The organism is Streptomyces sp. JLBG701, from assembly GCF_058544905.1.
Window position 1 is genome coordinate 6,888,158 of the sequence record NZ_CM178588.1, and the last position, 13,515, is coordinate 6,901,672.

Sequence of the window (13,515 nt, forward strand, 5' to 3'; positions counted from 1 at the left end):
GAAGGACAACCATGGAAGCCAGGGCCCAGGCGCGGTACATCCGCGTTACGCCCATGAAGGCCCGCCGCGTGGTGGACCTTATCCGTGGCATGGATGCCACGGAGGCTCAGGCGGTCCTGCGTTTCGCCCCGCAGGCCGCGAGCGTGCCGGTCGGCAAGGTGCTTGACAGCGCCATCGCCAACGCCGCGCACAACTACGACCACACCGACGCCGACAGCCTCTTCATCTCCGAGGCGTACGTCGACGAGGGTCCGACCCTGAAGCGGTTCCGTCCGCGCGCCCAGGGCCGTGCCTACCGGATCCGCAAGCGGACCAGCCACATCACCGTGGTCGTCAGCAGCAAGGAAGGAACCCGGTAATGGGCCAGAAGGTTAACCCGCATGGGTTCCGGCTCGGCATCACCACGGACTTCAAGTCCCGTTGGTACGCCGACAAGCTGTACAAGGACTACGTCAAGGAAGACGTCGCCATCCGTCGGATGATGACGTCCGGCATGGAGCGCGCCGGCATCTCGAAGGTTGAGATCGAGCGCACCCGTGACCGCGTCCGCGTCGACATCCACACCGCGCGTCCGGGCATCGTCATCGGCCGCCGTGGCGCCGAGGCCGACCGTATCCGCGGCGACCTGGAGAAGCTGACCGGCAAGCAGGTCCAGCTCAACATCCTTGAGGTCAAGAACCCGGAGACGGACGCTCAGCTGGTGGCCCAGGCCGTCGCCGAGCAGCTGTCCTCCCGCGTCTCCTTCCGCCGCGCCATGCGTAAGAGCATGCAGTCGGCGATGAAGGCCGGCGCCAAGGGCATCAAGATCCAGTGCGGTGGCCGCCTCGGCGGCGCCGAGATGTCCCGCTCGGAGTTCTACCGCGAGGGCCGCGTGCCCCTGCACACGCTCCGCGCGAACGTCGACTACGGCTTCTTCGAGGCCAAGACGACCTTCGGCCGTATCGGTGTGAAGGTCTGGATCTACAAGGGCGACGTCAAGAACATCGCCGAGGTCCGCGCCGAGAACGCCGCGGCCCGTGCGGGTAACCGCCCGGCCCGTGGTGGTGCCGGTGGCGGCGGCGACCGCCCGGCCCGTGGTGGTGGCCGTGGTGGCGAGCGTGGCGGCCGCGGCCGCAAGCCGCAGCAGCAGTCCGCGCCGGCAGCCGAGGCCCCCAAGGCCGACGCTCCCGCCGCCGCTGCCGCTCCGGCTGAGAGCACCGGAACGGAGGCCTGAGGGACATGCTGATCCCCCGTAGGGTCAAGCACCGCAAGCAGCACCACCCCAAGCGCCGCGGTCAGGCCAAGGGTGGTACGACGGTCGCGTTCGGCGAGTACGGCATTCAGGCCCTCACGCCGGCGTACGTGACCAACCGCCAGATCGAGGCGGCTCGTATCGCGATGACCCGCCACATCAAGCGTGGCGGCAAGGTCTGGATCAACATCTACCCGGACCGCCCGCTCACGAAGAAGCCTGCCGAGACCCGCATGGGTTCCGGTAAGGGTTCTCCCGAGTGGTGGATCGCGAACGTGCACCCGGGACGGGTCATGTTCGAGCTGTCCTACCCCAACGAGAAGATCGCCCGTGAGGCCCTCACTCGCGCAGCGCACAAGCTGCCGATGAAGTGCCGGATCGTCAAGCGCGAGGCAGGTGAAGCGTGATGTCGGCCGGTACCAAGGCGTCCGAGCTGCGCGAACTGGGTGACGAGGAGCTTCTCGCGAAGCTCCGCGAAGCCAAGGAAGAGCTGTTCAACCTCCGCTTCCAGGCGGCGACCGGTCAGCTCGAGAACCACGGTCGGCTGAAGGCCGTCCGCAAGGACATCGCGCGGATCTACACCCTGATGCGTGAGCGCGAGCTGGGCATCGAAACGGTGGAGAGCGCCTGATGAGTGAGAACAACGTGACTGAGCAGACTGCAGAGGCCCGCGGCTTCCGCAAGACCCGTGAGGGTCTCGTCGTCAGCGACAAGATGGACAAGACCGTCGTCGTCGCCGTCGAGGACCGCGTCAAGCACGCGCTGTACGGCAAGGTCATCCGCCGTACGAACAAGCTCAAGGCGCACGACGAGCAGAACGCTGCCGGCGTCGGCGACCGCGTCCTCATCATGGAGACGCGTCCGCTGTCGGCGAGCAAGCGCTGGCGCATCGTCGAGATCCTCGAGAAGGCCAAGTAATTTCCTGCGGGGCTAACCCCGCAGGTCAGTTCCGCCAGGCTCGGGGCGAGTCAGTTGCTTACTGAGTAGCTGACTCGCCCCGGGAACCGGCAGACAAACAGGAGATAGACGTGATCCAGCAGGAGTCGCGACTGCGTGTCGCCGACAACACTGGTGCGAAGGAAATCCTTTGCATCCGTGTCCTCGGTGGCTCCGGTCGCCGCTACGCGGGCATCGGTGACGTCATCGTCGCCACCGTCAAGGACGCGATCCCCGGTGGCAACGTGAAGAAGGGTGACGTCATCAAGGCCGTCATCGTTCGCACCGTCAAGGAGCGCCGTCGTCCGGACGGCTCGTACATCCGCTTCGACGAGAACGCCGCTGTTGTTCTGAAGAACGACGGCGACCCTCGTGGCACCCGTATCTTCGGCCCGGTGGGCCGGGAGCTGCGCGAGAAGAAGTTCATGAAGATCATCTCGCTCGCGCCGGAGGTGCTGTAAGCATGAAGATCAAGAAGGGCGACCTGGTCCAGGTCATCACCGGTAAGGACAAGGGCAAGCAGGGCAAGGTCATCGCGGCCTTCCCCCGCGAGGACCGTGTCCTGGTCGAGGGTGTCAACCGGGTCAAGAAGCACACCAAGGCCGGCCCGACCGCTCGCGGTTCGCAGGCCGGTGGCATCGTCACGACCGAGGCGCCGATCCACGTCTCCAACGTCCAGCTGGTCGTTGAGAAGGACGGCAACAAGGTCGTCACGCGTGTCGGTTACCGCTTCGACGACGAGGGCAACAAGATCCGCGTTGCCAAGCGGACGGGTGAGGACATCTGATGGCTACCACCACGACTCCGCGTCTCAAGACGAAGTACCGCGAGGAGATCTCGGCGAAGCTGCAGGAGGAGTTCTCCTACGAGAACGTCATGCAGATTCCCGGCCTCGTCAAGATCGTGGTCAACATGGGTGTCGGCGACGCCGCCCGTGACTCCAAGCTCATGGACGGTGCCGTCCGTGACCTGACCACGATCACCGGTCAGAAGCCGGCCATCACCAAGGCCCGCAAGTCCATCGCGCAGTTCAAGCTGCGCGAGGGTCAGCCGATCGGTGCCCACGTCACCCTCCGTGGCGACCGCATGTGGGAGTTCCTGGACCGCACCCTGTCGCTCGCGCTTCCGCGCATCCGCGACTTCCGCGGTCTGTCCCCCAAGCAGTTCGACGGGCGTGGCAACTACACCTTCGGTCTCACGGAGCAGGTCATGTTCCACGAGATCGACCAGGACAAGATCGACCGTGTCCGGGGTATGGACATCACCGTGGTCACCACGGCGACCAACGACGCTGAGGGCCGCGCGCTCCTTCGTCACCTCGGCTTCCCCTTCAAGGAGGCGTGAGCGAGATGGCGAAGAAGTCACTGATCGCGAAGGCTGCTCGCAAGCCTAAGTTCGCCGTGCGTGCGTACACCCGCTGCCAGCGGTGTGGCCGTCCGCACTCCGTGTACCGCAAGTTCGGCCTGTGCCGCGTGTGCCTTCGTGAGATGGCTCACCGTGGCGAGCTGCCGGGCGTGACCAAGAGCTCCTGGTAATCCCTGTAATCAGGGACTCCCAGGGCTCTCGGTAAGCAAAGGGCTCGGTCAGGTGCCCACCCCTTCATGGCTTAGGCTAGGAGGGTTGGGCGCCTGACTGTCGCCCATACGACTTACTACGCCGTAGGTCCACCGTGCCGCACCCGCCCCGTCTCGGATCGGGGAGAGGGATGGCGCACCAGGAAACCACGGCGAGAGAGGCCGAAGGCCAATTCATGACCATGACTGATCCGATCGCAGACATGCTGACGCGTCTGCGTAACGCGAACTCGGCATACCACGACTCCGTGACGATGCCGGCGTCGAAGATCAAGTCTCACATCGCGGAGATCCTCCAGCAGGAGGGCTTCATCACAGGCTGGAAGGTCGAGGACGCCGAGGTCGGCAAGAACCTCGTTCTCGAGCTGAAGTTCGGCCCGAACCGTGAGCGCTCCATCGCGGGCATCAAGCGGATCTCCAAGCCCGGTCTCCGGGTGTACGCGAAGTCCACCAACCTGCCCAAGGTTCTGGGTGGCCTCGGCGTGGCGATCATCTCCACGTCGCACGGTCTCCTGACCGACAAGCAGGCCGGCAAGAAGGGCGTAGGCGGAGAAGTTCTCGCCTACGTCTGGTAGCGGAAGGGAACAGGAGGAAACAGCTATGTCGCGTATTGGCAAGCTCCCCATCACGGTTCCCGCCGGCGTGGACGTCACCATCGACGGCCGTACGGTTTCGGTGAAGGGCCCCAAGGGGACCCTGAGCCACACCGTTGCCGCGCCGATCGACATCGCCAAGGGTGAGGACGGCGTTCTCAACGTCACCCGCCCCAACGACGAGCGTCAGAACAAGGCCCTGCACGGCCTGTCCCGCACGCTGGTGGCGAACATGATCACCGGCGTGACCGAGGGTTACGTGAAGAAGCTCGAAATCAGTGGTGTCGGTTACCGCGTTCAGGCCAAGGGATCGAACCTCGAGTTCGCTCTCGGCTACAGCCACCCGATCACCGTCGAAGCGCCCGAGGGCATCAGCTTCAAGGTCGAGAACCCGACGCGGTTCTCGGTCGAGGGCATCGACAAGCAGAAGGTCGGCGAGGTTGCGGCCAACATCCGCAAGCTGCGCAAGCCCGACCCGTACAAGGCCAAGGGCGTCAAGTACGAAGGCGAAGTCATCCGCCGCAAGGTCGGAAAGGCGGGTAAGTAAGCCATGGCATACGGTGTCAAGATTGCTAAGGGCGACGCTTACAAGCGTGCTGCCATCAAGCGTCGTCACATCCGGATCCGTAAGCACATCTCGGGTACGGCTGAGCGTCCGCGCCTGGTCGTGACGCGCTCCAACCGCCACATCGTGGCCCAGGTCATCGACGACGTTAAGGGTCACACCCTCGCGTCGGCGTCGACCCTGGACACCACGATCCGTGGCGGCGAGGGCGACAAGTCCGCGCAGGCCAAGTCGGTCGGGGCCCTGGTCGCCGAGCGCGCCAAGGCCGCCGGTGTCGAGGCTGTCGTATTCGACCGTGGTGGTAACCAGTACGCCGGGCGCATCGCCGCCCTGGCGGACGCCGCCCGCGAAGCCGGACTCAAGTTCTGAGCCGCTTCCGTAGCTAGCGGAAACAGAGAGAGGTAATCCAATGGCTGGACCCCAGCGCCGTGGAAGCGGTGCCGGTGGCGGCGAGCGGCGGGACCGGAAGGGTCGCGACGGTGGCGCTGCTGCTGCCGAGAAGACCGCCTACGTTGAGCGCGTCGTCGCGATCAACCGCGTTGCCAAGGTTGTGAAGGGTGGTCGTCGCTTCAGCTTCACTGCGCTCGTCGTAGTGGGCGATGGTGACGGCACCGTCGGTGTCGGTTACGGCAAGGCCAAGGAGGTGCCGGCCGCCATCGCCAAGGGTGTTGAGGAGGCCAAGAAGCACTTCTTCAAGGTCCCCCGTATCCAGGGCACCATCCCGCACCCGATCCAGGGTGAGAAGGCTGCCGGCGTCGTGCTGCTCAAGCCCGCGTCCCCCGGTACCGGCGTTATCGCCGGTGGCCCGGTGCGTGCCGTGCTCGAGTGCGCCGGCGTTCACGACATCCTGTCGAAGTCCCTGGGCTCCGACAACGCGATCAACATCGTGCACGCGACCGTGGCGGCCCTCAAGGGCCTGCAGCGTCCCGAGGAGATCGCGGCCCGCCGCGGTCTGCCCCTCGAGGACGTCGCCCCCGCGGCTCTCCTTCGTGCACGTGCCGGGGCGGGTGCGTAATGGCTCGCCTCAAGGTCACGCAGACGAAGTCGTACATCGGCAGCAAGCAGAACCACCGTGACACCCTGCGGTCCCTTGGTCTCAAGGGGATCAACACCGTGGTCGTCAAGGAGGACCGCCCCGAGTTCCGCGGAATGGTGCACACCGTCCGCCACCTCGTGACGGTTGAGGAGGTCGACTGATCATGGCGGAGAACAACCCGCTCAAGATCCACAACCTCCGTCCCGCCCCGGGCGCCAAGACCGCCAAGACCCGTGTGGGTCGTGGTGAGGCGTCGAAGGGTAAGACGGCCGGTCGTGGTACCAAGGGCACCAAGGCCCGTTACCAGGTTCCGGAGCGCTTCGAGGGTGGCCAGATGCCCCTCCACATGCGTCTCCCGAAGCTCAAGGGCTTCAAGAACCCGTTCAAGACCGAGTACCAGGTCGTGAACCTCGACAAGCTGGGCGCGCTGTACCCGGAGGGTGGCGAGGTCACCGTCGAGGGTCTCGTCGCCAAGGGTGCCGTTCGCAAGAACAGCCTCGTCAAGGTCCTCGGCCAGGGCGAGATCTCCGTGGCGCTGCAGGTGACGGTCGACGCCGTCTCCGGCTCCGCCAAGGAGAAGATCACCGCCGCCGGCGGTACCGTCACCGAGCTCCTCTGAACGCAATAGGCGTCTCGATGACCTGAGCGATCCCGACCGGGGATACCCCTACAAATGGGGTATCCCCGGTTGGTCGTTCCAAGGGGGGCAGTCCCGCCGGTAAGGTGGCCTGCACTGCCCACTTTCATCGGGTGCTTCACATGGGGCACCCACAGCGGCAGTTGACCGTTACCTAATTGTCGAACCTCAAGACCGTCACCTCTGACGCAGTAGCGCGGGGGTCGCAGGAGGCACCGTGCTCACCGCGTTCGCCCGGGCGTTCAGGACGCCCGACCTGCGCAAGAAGCTGCTCTTCACACTCGGGATCATCGTGGTCTACCGGGTCGGTACGCATGTACCGATCCCGGGCGTCGACTACAAGAGTGTCCAGCAGTGTGTCGATGAAGCATCCGGCAACCAGGGCCTGTTCGGTCTGGTCAACATGTTCAGCGGTGGCGCCCTGCTGCAGATCACGATCTTCGCGCTGGGCATCATGCCGTACATCACGGCGAGCATCATTCTCCAGCTGCTGACCGTGGTGATCCCGCGCCTGGAAGCCCTCAAGAAGGAGGGCCAGGCGGGTACGGCGAGGATCACGCAGTACACGCGTTACCTCACCGTGGCGCTCGCCATCCTGCAGGGCACCGGCCTGGTGGCCACCGCCCGCAGCGGCGCGCTCTTCTCCGGCTGCTCGGCCGCGTCGAGCATCGTCCCGGACCGCGCGATCTTCACCACGATCACGATGGTCGTCTGCATGACCGCCGGTACGGCCGTGGTCATGTGGCTCGGCGAGCTCATCACGGACCGCGGTATCGGCAACGGCATGTCGATCCTCATGTTCATCTCGATCGCCGCGACCTTCCCGTCCGCGCTGTGGGCCATCAAGAAGCAGGGCACCCTCGCCGACGGCTGGATCGAGTTCGGCACCGTCATCGCCGTCGGCCTGGTCATGGTCGGCCTGGTGGTCTTCGTCGAGCAGGCCCAGCGCCGCATCCCGGTCCAGTACGCGAAGCGCATGATCGGCCGCCGTTCCTACGGCGGTACGTCCACTTACATCCCGTTGAAGGTGAACCAGGCGGGTGTGATTCCCGTCATCTTCGCTTCGTCGCTGCTCTACATCCCGGCACTGATCGCGCAGTTCTCCAGCGGCACTTCGGGCTGGAAGACCTGGATCGAGGCCAATCTCGTCAAGGGTGACCACCCCATTTACATCAGCATGTACTTCTTGCTGATCGTTTTCTTCGCGTTCTTCTACGTGGCGATCTCCTTCAACCCCGAGGAAGTCGCCGACAACATGAAGAAGTATGGTGGCTTCATCCCGGGCATCCGGGCTGGCCGACCGACCGCTGAGTACCTGAGTTACGTGCTCAACCGGATCACCTGGCCGGGTTCGCTGTATCTGGGCCTGATCGCTCTCGTTCCGACGGTCGCGTTGGTCGGCTTCGGGGCAAGCCAGAACTTCCCGTTCGGCGGGACCAGCATCCTCATCATCGTGGGTGTCGGCCTGGAGACCGTGAAGCAGATCGAGAGCCAGCTCCAGCAGCGCAATTACGAAGGGTTCCTCCGCTGATGCGTATCGTCCTCGTCGGGCCGCCGGGTGCCGGTAAGGGAACGCAGGCCGCGTTCCTCGCCAAGAACCTGTCGATCCCGCACATCTCCACGGGCGACCTGTTCCGGGCCAACATCAGCAAGCAGACGGAACTCGGGAAACTGGCCAAGTCCTACATGGACGCGGGCAATCTGGTGCCGGACGAGGTCACCATCGCCATGGCCAAGGACCGCATGGAGCAGAAGGACGCCGAGAACGGCTTCCTGCTCGACGGTTTCCCGCGCAATGTCTCGCAGGCCGAGGCGCTCGACGAGATGCTGAAGAACGAGGGCATGAAGCTCGACGGGGTCCTCGACCTCGAGGTCCCCGAGGAAGAGGTGGTCAAGCGCATCGCCGGCCGCCGAATCTGCCGTAACGACTCGGCGCACGTCTTCCACGTCACGTACAAGGCGCCGAAGACCGAGGGCGTCTGTGACGTCTGCGGTGGCGAGCTGTACCAGCGCGACGACGACTCCGAGGAGACCGTCCGCAAGCGCCTTGAGGTCTACCACACGCAGACCGAGCCGATCATCGATTACTACAAGGCGCAGGGACTGGTGGTCACCATCTCCGCGCTGGGCAAGGTCGAAGAGGTCACGGCCCGGGCGATGGAAGCGCTCAAGCGTGAGGACGACGGCAAGTAGTCAGTACGTCGTCGCAGCCGCGGTTCCCCGTCGGGGGGCCGCGGCTGCTGCGTGGAGGCGGGTGAGGACGTCCCCGTATCGTTGAGGTGTCCGTACTCTTTTCCCTACCTTTCCGTACCCCGGTCCAAGAAAGGCCATCGCCCCCATGGTGCAGATCAAGACCCCCGAGCAGATCGCCAAGATGCGTGAGGCGGGGCTGGTCGTCGCCGCCATTCATGCGGCGACCCGGGAGGCGGCCGTGCCGGGTGCCTCCACGAAGGACATCGACGAGGTCGCCCGCAAGGTGATCGCGGAGCACGGGGCGAAGTCGAACTTCCTCGGATACGGCGGTTTCCCGGCCACCATCTGCACCTCGGTCAACGAGGTGGTCGTCCACGGCATCCCCTCCGACACCGTGGTCCTCAAGGACGGCGACATCATCTCGATCGACGCCGGCGCGATCATCGACGGCTGGCACGGTGACGCGGCCTACACCGCCTTCGTGGGCTCCGGTCACGCTCCGGAGCTCATCGAGCTGTCCCGGGTGACCGAAGAGTCCATGTGGGCCGGCATCGCCGCCATGAAGGCCGGCAACCGGCTCGTCGACGTCTCCCGCGCCATCGAGACGTACATCCGCCGCCAGCCGAAGCCCGGCGGTGGCAAGTACGGGATCATCGAGGACTACGGCGGCCACGGCATCGGCACCGAGATGCACATGGACCCGCACCTGCTGAACTACGTCGAGAAGCGGCGGGGGAAGGGGCCGAAGCTGGTCCCCGGCTTCTGCCTGGCCATCGAGCCGATGGTGTCCTTGGGCACGCCGAAGACCGAGGTACTGGAGGACGACTGGACCGTCATCACGACGGACGGGACGTGGTCCTCGCACTGGGAGCACTCGGTTGCCCTGACCGACCAGGGGCCGCTGGTGCTGACGGCTCCTGATGGGGGTAAGGCGAAGCTGGCGGAGTTCGGGATCACCGTGGCGCCGGATCCGTTGGCCTGATGACGGCCCGAGCCATGACCGCCGGTCGGAGGCCGGCGCAGCCGCTCGAAGCTTGCGAGGCGCCCCCGGCGCATCGCCCGCGAGAGGGGCGTGGAAAATCGGTCGACTGGACCGTCATCACGACGGACGGGACGTGGTCCTCGCACTGCGAGCGTTCCGTTGCCCTGACTGAGCAGGGGCCGCTGGTGCTGACCGCTGTCGACGGCGGCAAGGCGAAGCTGGCGGAGTTCGGGATCACCGTGGCGCCGGATCCGTTGGCATAGGTTGCTTAATGATCTTTGTCTTGGGGCATTCTTCCTCGATTCGTCTTTCAGGGTGCGCTGACGTAGACTGACTCGTCGGCTCTCGTGCACCCGCATGTCCGCATGCGCCCGTAAGGGACGCAGGGGAGTCGATCAAGGTAGTCGATTCGAAGGGCGAAGCGTGGCCAAGAAGCAAGGTGCCATCGAGATCGAGGGCACTGTCGTCGAGTCTCTTCCGAACGCGATGTTCAAGGTAGAGCTCCAGAACGGCCACCAGGTTCTGGCACACATCAGCGGCAAGATGCGTATGCACTACATCCGCATCCTCCCTGACGACCGGGTCGTGGTGGAGCTGTCTCCGTACGACCTGACGCGTGGCCGGATCGTCTACCGGTACAAGTAGATCTTGCCTGTTCCCCGTTCCGGCGGGGTGGTGGGCACTGACCCGGAGAACCTCACCAATGAAGGTCAAGCCGAGCGTCAAGAAGATCTGCGACAAGTGCAGGGTGATCCGCCGTCACGGTCGGGTCATGGTCATCTGCGAGAACCCGCGCCACAAGCAGCGCCAGGGCTGACGCACGACCGAACCTCTGCATCCGCAGAACTTCGCGCGACGCAAGTAGCAGTACATGTTCATACGCAGGACCCAGGCCATCGCTGAGATCGCCTGATACCCCCGGTCGGAGGCCGGGGACCTGGGTTGTACCAACTCTTTGAAATAGAAGAGGCCGGCAGCTGGGAATCGGTTCTGTGGAAGACCTCCGAACGACAACTGGAGCCATTGAATGGCACGCGTTTCCGGTGTTGACATCCCGCGCGAAAAGCGTGTGGAGGTCGCCCTCACCTACGTGTTCGGCATTGGCCGGACCCTTTCCCAGCTGACGCTGGCGGAGACGGGCATCGACCCGAACACCCGTGTTCGGGACCTCTCCGAGGAGCAGCTCGTCGCGATCCGCGAGTACGTGGACGCCAACATCAAGACCGAGGGTGACCTCCGTCGCGAGATCCAGGCCGACATCCGTCGCAAGGTCGAGATCGGCTGCTACCAGGGTCTGCGTCACCGTCGTGGCCTGCCCGTCCGCGGTCAGCGCACCAGCACGAACGCTCGTACCCGCAAGGGCCCGCGTCGCGCCATCGCCGGTAAGAAGAAGCCGGGCAAGAAGTAGTCCTCAGCGGACAACGCTTCATCAGCGGTCTTCGCTGTAGGACCGACCACCTCCCCGTAGGAGTAATAGATGCCCCCCAAGGGTCGTCAGGGCGCTGCCAAGAAGGTGCGCCGCAAGGAAAAGAAGAACGTCGCTCACGGCCACGCGCACATCAAGAGCACGTTCAACAACACGATCGTCTCGATCACGGACCCCTCGGGCAACGTGATCTCCTGGGCCTCCGCCGGCCACGTCGGCTTCAAGGGCTCGCGCAAGTCCACCCCCTTCGCCGCGCAGATGGCCGCCGAGTCGGCTGCCCGTCGCGCGCAGGAGCACGGCATGCGCAAGGTCGACGTCTTCGTGAAGGGCCCGGGCTCCGGTCGCGAGACCGCGATCCGCTCCCTCCAGGCCACCGGTCTTGAGGTCGGCTCCATCCAGGACGTCACCCCCACCCCGCACAACGGCTGCCGTCCGCCCAAGCGCCGTCGCGTCTGATCTGACCTGCGGCTGCTTGGTCTGAGGTTTTCGGGCGGTATGGCTCTTCGGGGCCATATCGCCCGTACCCTTGTAGTACTCAAGGGCGTCAAATAGCGGGCGCCCATGACTGAAGGATCGCAACATGCTGATTGCTCAGCGTCCCTCGTTGACCGAAGAGGTCGTCGACGAGTTCCGCTCCCGGTTCGTGATCGAGCCGCTGGAGCCGGGCTTCGGCTACACCCTCGGCAACTCCCTCCGCCGGACTCTTCTGTCCTCGATTCCGGGTGCGGCTGTCACGTCCATCCGTATCGACGGTGTCCTGCACGAGTTCACCACCGTGCCGGGTGTCAAGGAAGACGTCACCGACCTCATCCTCAACATCAAGCAGCTCGTGGTCAGCAGTGAGCACGATGAGCCCGTGGTCATGTACCTGCGCAAGCAGGGACCCGGTCTCGTCACCGCCGCTGACATCGCGCCGCCGGCCGGTGTGGAGGTGCACAACCCCGACCTGGTCCTGGCCACGCTCAACGGCAAGGGCAAGCTGGAGATGGAGCTGACCGTCGAGCGCGGTCGCGGCTACGTCTCCGCCGTGCAGAACAAGCAGGTGGGCCAGGAGATCGGTCGTATTCCGGTCGACTCCATCTACTCGCCGGTTCTGAAGGTCACCTACAAGGTCGAGGCGACGCGTGTCGAGCAGCGCACCGACTTCGACAAGCTGATCGTCGACGTCGAGACCAAGCAGGCGATGCGTCCGCGTGACGCCATGGCTTCTGCCGGTAAGACGCTGGTCGAGCTGTTCGGGCTGGCCCGTGAGCTCAACATCGACGCCGAGGGCATCGACATGGGTCCGTCCCCGACGGACGCCGCCCTCGCTGCCGATCTGGCGCTGCCGATCGAGGAGCTTGAGCTCACCGTTCGGTCGTACAACTGCCTCAAGCGTGAGGGCATCCACTCCGTGGGTGAGCTCGTGGCTCGTTCCGAGGCCGACCTGCTCGACATTCGTAACTTCGGTGCGAAGTCGATCGACGAGGTCAAGGCGAAGCTGGCCGGTATGGGCCTGGCCCTGAAGGACAGCCCGCCTGGATTTGACCCGACGGCCGCGGCGGACGCCTTTGGTGCGGACGATGACGCGGACGCCGGTTTCGTGGAGACCGAGCAGTACTAGGCGCTCCGCGAGGACGCCGGATTTTTGGCTGCGGACCGGCTGTGGCTGGTCGCGCAGTTCCCCGCGCCCCTTACGGGGCGCGGATCCCGCCCCTCCTTTGGGAGGAGCTGGTTGTTGCCGATGAGCGCCCGCTCATTGGGTCCTGACCCCGGTACCTCATACGGCCGGGGCAGATGCCAAGGAGATAGAAATGCCGAAGCCCACCAAGGGTGCCCGTCTGGGCGGCAGTGCCGCGCACGAGAAGCTGCTCCTCGCGAACCTCGCGAAGTCGCTCTTCGAGCACGGTCGTATCACCACGACCGAGGCGAAGGCCCGCAAGCTGCGGCCGTACGCCGAGCGTCTGGTCACCAAGGCGAAGAAGGGTGACCTTCACAACCGCCGTCAGGTGCTCCAGGTCATCACGGACAAGAGCGTCGTCCACACGCTCTTCACCGAGATTGGCCCGCGCTACGAGAACCGCCCGGGTGGTTACACCCGTATCACCAAGATCGGTAACCGTCGTGGCGACAACGCGCCCATGGCTGTCATCGAGCTGGTGGAGGCCCTGACCGTGGCCCAGCAGGCCACCGGTGAGGCCGAGGCGGCGACCAAGCGTGCCGTCAAGGAAGACGTTCTCAAGAAGGACGAGGCCGTTGAGGCCAAGGCCGACGAGGTCGTCGAGGACGCCAAGCCGGTTGAGGCCGACGAGGAGTCCAAGGAGGCGTAAGCCGTCCTTGAGCGGGTCCGTTCCTTTCGAGGG

Annotated in this window: 24 protein-coding genes and 1 pseudogene; all 25 read left to right on the forward strand. The window is 65.1% G+C overall.

From position 1 onward, the window contains the following. The first annotated feature begins 11 nt into the window (after positions 1–11). The 25 genes and pseudogenes from rplV (at position 12) to rplQ (ending at position 13,482) form a co-directional block, all read left to right on the forward strand. Entirely contained in the window at positions 12–359 is a 348-nt protein-coding gene (gene rplV, locus AC5DRG_RS32005; RefSeq protein ID WP_003974262.1) for a 50S ribosomal protein L22, read from the forward strand. Further along, on the forward strand, positions 359–1,213 hold the full coding sequence (rpsC, locus tag AC5DRG_RS32010) for a 30S ribosomal protein S3 (protein WP_329255924.1): 855 nt from the start codon (positions 359–361) through the stop codon (positions 1,211–1,213). Before rplV ends, rpsC begins: the two co-directional genes overlap by 1 nt. A 5-nt stretch (positions 1,214–1,218) precedes the next feature. Then, a complete protein-coding gene (gene rplP / locus AC5DRG_RS32015; protein WP_004927269.1) occupies positions 1,219–1,638 on the forward strand; it encodes a 50S ribosomal protein L16 in 420 nt (139 codons plus the stop codon). After that, positions 1,638–1,862, forward strand: coding sequence for a 50S ribosomal protein L29 (gene rpmC, locus AC5DRG_RS32020; protein ID WP_003998824.1), 225 nt, complete (start codon positions 1,638–1,640; stop codon positions 1,860–1,862). The genes rplP and rpmC overlap by 1 nt, the downstream gene beginning before the upstream one ends. Next, positions 1,862–2,149, forward strand: coding sequence for a 30S ribosomal protein S17 (rpsQ, locus tag AC5DRG_RS32025; protein WP_491802954.1), 288 nt, complete (start codon positions 1,862–1,864; stop codon positions 2,147–2,149). The genes rpmC and rpsQ overlap by 1 nt, the downstream gene beginning before the upstream one ends. 110 nt (positions 2,150–2,259) lie before the next feature. Then, positions 2,260–2,628 (forward strand): 50S ribosomal protein L14, encoded by a 369-nt coding sequence (gene rplN / locus AC5DRG_RS32030; RefSeq protein WP_006376015.1) that lies wholly within the window; start codon positions 2,260–2,262, stop codon positions 2,626–2,628. A gap of 2 nt (positions 2,629–2,630) precedes the next feature. Next, positions 2,631–2,954 carry a 50S ribosomal protein L24 gene (rplX, locus tag AC5DRG_RS32035; protein WP_003992365.1) on the forward strand — a complete coding sequence of 108 codons (324 nt, stop codon included), beginning with the start codon at positions 2,631–2,633 and terminating at the stop codon, positions 2,952–2,954. Then, complete coding sequence (gene rplE, locus AC5DRG_RS32040; protein WP_491802956.1) at positions 2,954–3,511, forward strand: 50S ribosomal protein L5; 558 nt, start codon at positions 2,954–2,956, stop codon at positions 3,509–3,511. Before rplX ends, rplE begins: the two co-directional genes overlap by 1 nt. 5 nt (positions 3,512–3,516) lie before the next feature. Then, positions 3,517–3,702 (forward strand): type Z 30S ribosomal protein S14, encoded by a 186-nt coding sequence (locus AC5DRG_RS32045; RefSeq protein ID WP_035800856.1) that lies wholly within the window; start codon positions 3,517–3,519, stop codon positions 3,700–3,702. A 215-nt stretch (positions 3,703–3,917) separates the two neighbouring features. Continuing rightward, positions 3,918–4,316, forward strand: a complete 399-nt coding sequence (rpsH, locus tag AC5DRG_RS32050; RefSeq protein ID WP_007384075.1) for a 30S ribosomal protein S8 — start codon at positions 3,918–3,920, stop codon at positions 4,314–4,316. A 25-nt stretch (positions 4,317–4,341) separates the two neighbouring features. Beyond that, positions 4,342–4,881, forward strand: a complete 540-nt coding sequence (rplF, locus tag AC5DRG_RS32055; protein WP_491802957.1) for a 50S ribosomal protein L6 — start codon at positions 4,342–4,344, stop codon at positions 4,879–4,881. A 3-nt stretch (positions 4,882–4,884) separates the two neighbouring features. After that, positions 4,885–5,268: a 50S ribosomal protein L18 gene (gene rplR / locus AC5DRG_RS32060; protein ID WP_103549188.1), complete on the forward strand. Its 384-nt coding sequence runs from the start codon at positions 4,885–4,887 to the stop codon at positions 5,266–5,268. A gap of 40 nt (positions 5,269–5,308) precedes the next feature. Next, entirely contained in the window at positions 5,309–5,914 is a 606-nt protein-coding gene (rpsE, locus tag AC5DRG_RS32065) for a 30S ribosomal protein S5 (protein ID WP_005313527.1), read from the forward strand. After that, a complete protein-coding gene (gene rpmD / locus AC5DRG_RS32070) occupies positions 5,914–6,096 on the forward strand; it encodes a 50S ribosomal protein L30 (RefSeq protein ID WP_006376032.1) in 183 nt (60 codons plus the stop codon). Before rpsE ends, rpmD begins: the two co-directional genes overlap by 1 nt. 2 nt (positions 6,097–6,098) lie before the next feature. Continuing rightward, positions 6,099–6,554 carry a 50S ribosomal protein L15 gene (rplO, locus tag AC5DRG_RS32075; RefSeq protein WP_067437940.1) on the forward strand — a complete coding sequence of 152 codons (456 nt, stop codon included), beginning with the start codon at positions 6,099–6,101 and terminating at the stop codon, positions 6,552–6,554. A gap of 235 nt (positions 6,555–6,789) precedes the next feature. Next, positions 6,790–8,103 carry a preprotein translocase subunit SecY gene (gene secY, locus AC5DRG_RS32080; RefSeq protein ID WP_491802958.1) on the forward strand — a complete coding sequence of 438 codons (1,314 nt, stop codon included), beginning with the start codon at positions 6,790–6,792 and terminating at the stop codon, positions 8,101–8,103. Further along, complete coding sequence (locus AC5DRG_RS32085) at positions 8,103–8,765, forward strand: adenylate kinase (protein ID WP_491802959.1); 663 nt, start codon at positions 8,103–8,105, stop codon at positions 8,763–8,765. Before secY ends, AC5DRG_RS32085 begins: the two co-directional genes overlap by 1 nt. Before the next feature lie 145 nt (positions 8,766–8,910). After that, positions 8,911–9,747 carry a type I methionyl aminopeptidase gene (gene map, locus AC5DRG_RS32090; RefSeq protein WP_491802960.1) on the forward strand — a complete coding sequence of 279 codons (837 nt, stop codon included), beginning with the start codon at positions 8,911–8,913 and terminating at the stop codon, positions 9,745–9,747. Between the two features lie 98 nt (positions 9,748–9,845). Continuing rightward, a pseudogene (locus AC5DRG_RS32095) lies at positions 9,846–10,010 on the forward strand (type I methionyl aminopeptidase); the annotation flags it as partial. 160 nt (positions 10,011–10,170) lie between these two features. Next, entirely contained in the window at positions 10,171–10,392 is a 222-nt protein-coding gene (gene infA / locus AC5DRG_RS32100; protein ID WP_003948620.1) for a translation initiation factor IF-1, read from the forward strand. A 58-nt stretch (positions 10,393–10,450) separates the two neighbouring features. Then, a complete protein-coding gene (rpmJ, locus tag AC5DRG_RS32105; protein ID WP_003998809.1) occupies positions 10,451–10,564 on the forward strand; it encodes a 50S ribosomal protein L36 in 114 nt (37 codons plus the stop codon). Between the two features lie 210 nt (positions 10,565–10,774). Then, positions 10,775–11,155 carry a 30S ribosomal protein S13 gene (gene rpsM / locus AC5DRG_RS32110; protein ID WP_019055531.1) on the forward strand — a complete coding sequence of 127 codons (381 nt, stop codon included), beginning with the start codon at positions 10,775–10,777 and terminating at the stop codon, positions 11,153–11,155. Positions 11,156–11,224: 69 nt separating this feature from the next. After that, positions 11,225–11,629 carry a 30S ribosomal protein S11 gene (rpsK, locus tag AC5DRG_RS32115; protein ID WP_003956432.1) on the forward strand — a complete coding sequence of 135 codons (405 nt, stop codon included), beginning with the start codon at positions 11,225–11,227 and terminating at the stop codon, positions 11,627–11,629. A 124-nt stretch (positions 11,630–11,753) separates the two neighbouring features. Beyond that, entirely contained in the window at positions 11,754–12,776 is a 1,023-nt protein-coding gene (locus AC5DRG_RS32120; RefSeq protein ID WP_003966937.1) for a DNA-directed RNA polymerase subunit alpha, read from the forward strand. 190 nt (positions 12,777–12,966) lie between these two features. Continuing rightward, entirely contained in the window at positions 12,967–13,482 is a 516-nt protein-coding gene (rplQ, locus tag AC5DRG_RS32125; protein ID WP_491802962.1) for a 50S ribosomal protein L17, read from the forward strand. Positions 13,483–13,515: the final 33 nt, after the last annotated feature.

What these genes read in the sequence shown, in the direction of transcription:
- rpsC (WP_329255924.1), top strand. Translation starts at nt 359, where the DNA reads ATGGGCCAGAAGGTTAACCCGCATGGGTTCCGGCTCGGCATCACCACG.
- AC5DRG_RS32120 (WP_003966937.1), top strand. Translation starts at nt 11,754, where the DNA reads ATGCTGATTGCTCAGCGTCCCTCGTTGACCGAAGAGGTCGTCGACGAG.
- rplF (WP_491802957.1), top strand. Translation starts at nt 4,342, where the DNA reads ATGTCGCGTATTGGCAAGCTCCCCATCACGGTTCCCGCCGGCGTGGAC.
- rpsE (WP_005313527.1), top strand. Translation starts at nt 5,309, where the DNA reads ATGGCTGGACCCCAGCGCCGTGGAAGCGGTGCCGGTGGCGGCGAGCGG.
- AC5DRG_RS32045 (WP_035800856.1), top strand. Translation starts at nt 3,517, where the DNA reads ATGGCGAAGAAGTCACTGATCGCGAAGGCTGCTCGCAAGCCTAAGTTC.
- rplP (WP_004927269.1), top strand. Translation starts at nt 1,219, where the DNA reads ATGCTGATCCCCCGTAGGGTCAAGCACCGCAAGCAGCACCACCCCAAG.
- rpsQ (WP_491802954.1), top strand. Translation starts at nt 1,862, where the DNA reads ATGAGTGAGAACAACGTGACTGAGCAGACTGCAGAGGCCCGCGGCTTC.
- rpmJ (WP_003998809.1), top strand. Translation starts at nt 10,451, where the DNA reads ATGAAGGTCAAGCCGAGCGTCAAGAAGATCTGCGACAAGTGCAGGGTG.
- rplQ (WP_491802962.1), top strand. Translation starts at nt 12,967, where the DNA reads ATGCCGAAGCCCACCAAGGGTGCCCGTCTGGGCGGCAGTGCCGCGCAC.
- map (WP_491802960.1), top strand. Translation starts at nt 8,911, where the DNA reads ATGGTGCAGATCAAGACCCCCGAGCAGATCGCCAAGATGCGTGAGGCG.
- rpsH (WP_007384075.1), top strand. Translation starts at nt 3,918, where the DNA reads ATGACCATGACTGATCCGATCGCAGACATGCTGACGCGTCTGCGTAAC.
- rpmC (WP_003998824.1), top strand. Translation starts at nt 1,638, where the DNA reads ATGTCGGCCGGTACCAAGGCGTCCGAGCTGCGCGAACTGGGTGACGAG.
- rpsK (WP_003956432.1), top strand. Translation starts at nt 11,225, where the DNA reads ATGCCCCCCAAGGGTCGTCAGGGCGCTGCCAAGAAGGTGCGCCGCAAG.
- AC5DRG_RS32085 (WP_491802959.1), top strand. Translation starts at nt 8,103, where the DNA reads ATGCGTATCGTCCTCGTCGGGCCGCCGGGTGCCGGTAAGGGAACGCAG.
- rplV (WP_003974262.1), top strand. Translation starts at nt 12, where the DNA reads ATGGAAGCCAGGGCCCAGGCGCGGTACATCCGCGTTACGCCCATGAAG.
- rplE (WP_491802956.1), top strand. Translation starts at nt 2,954, where the DNA reads ATGGCTACCACCACGACTCCGCGTCTCAAGACGAAGTACCGCGAGGAG.
- rplR (WP_103549188.1), top strand. Translation starts at nt 4,885, where the DNA reads ATGGCATACGGTGTCAAGATTGCTAAGGGCGACGCTTACAAGCGTGCT.
- rplX (WP_003992365.1), top strand. Translation starts at nt 2,631, where the DNA reads ATGAAGATCAAGAAGGGCGACCTGGTCCAGGTCATCACCGGTAAGGAC.
- rplO (WP_067437940.1), top strand. Translation starts at nt 6,099, where the DNA reads ATGGCGGAGAACAACCCGCTCAAGATCCACAACCTCCGTCCCGCCCCG.
- rpmD (WP_006376032.1), top strand. Translation starts at nt 5,914, where the DNA reads ATGGCTCGCCTCAAGGTCACGCAGACGAAGTCGTACATCGGCAGCAAG.
- rpsM (WP_019055531.1), top strand. Translation starts at nt 10,775, where the DNA reads ATGGCACGCGTTTCCGGTGTTGACATCCCGCGCGAAAAGCGTGTGGAG.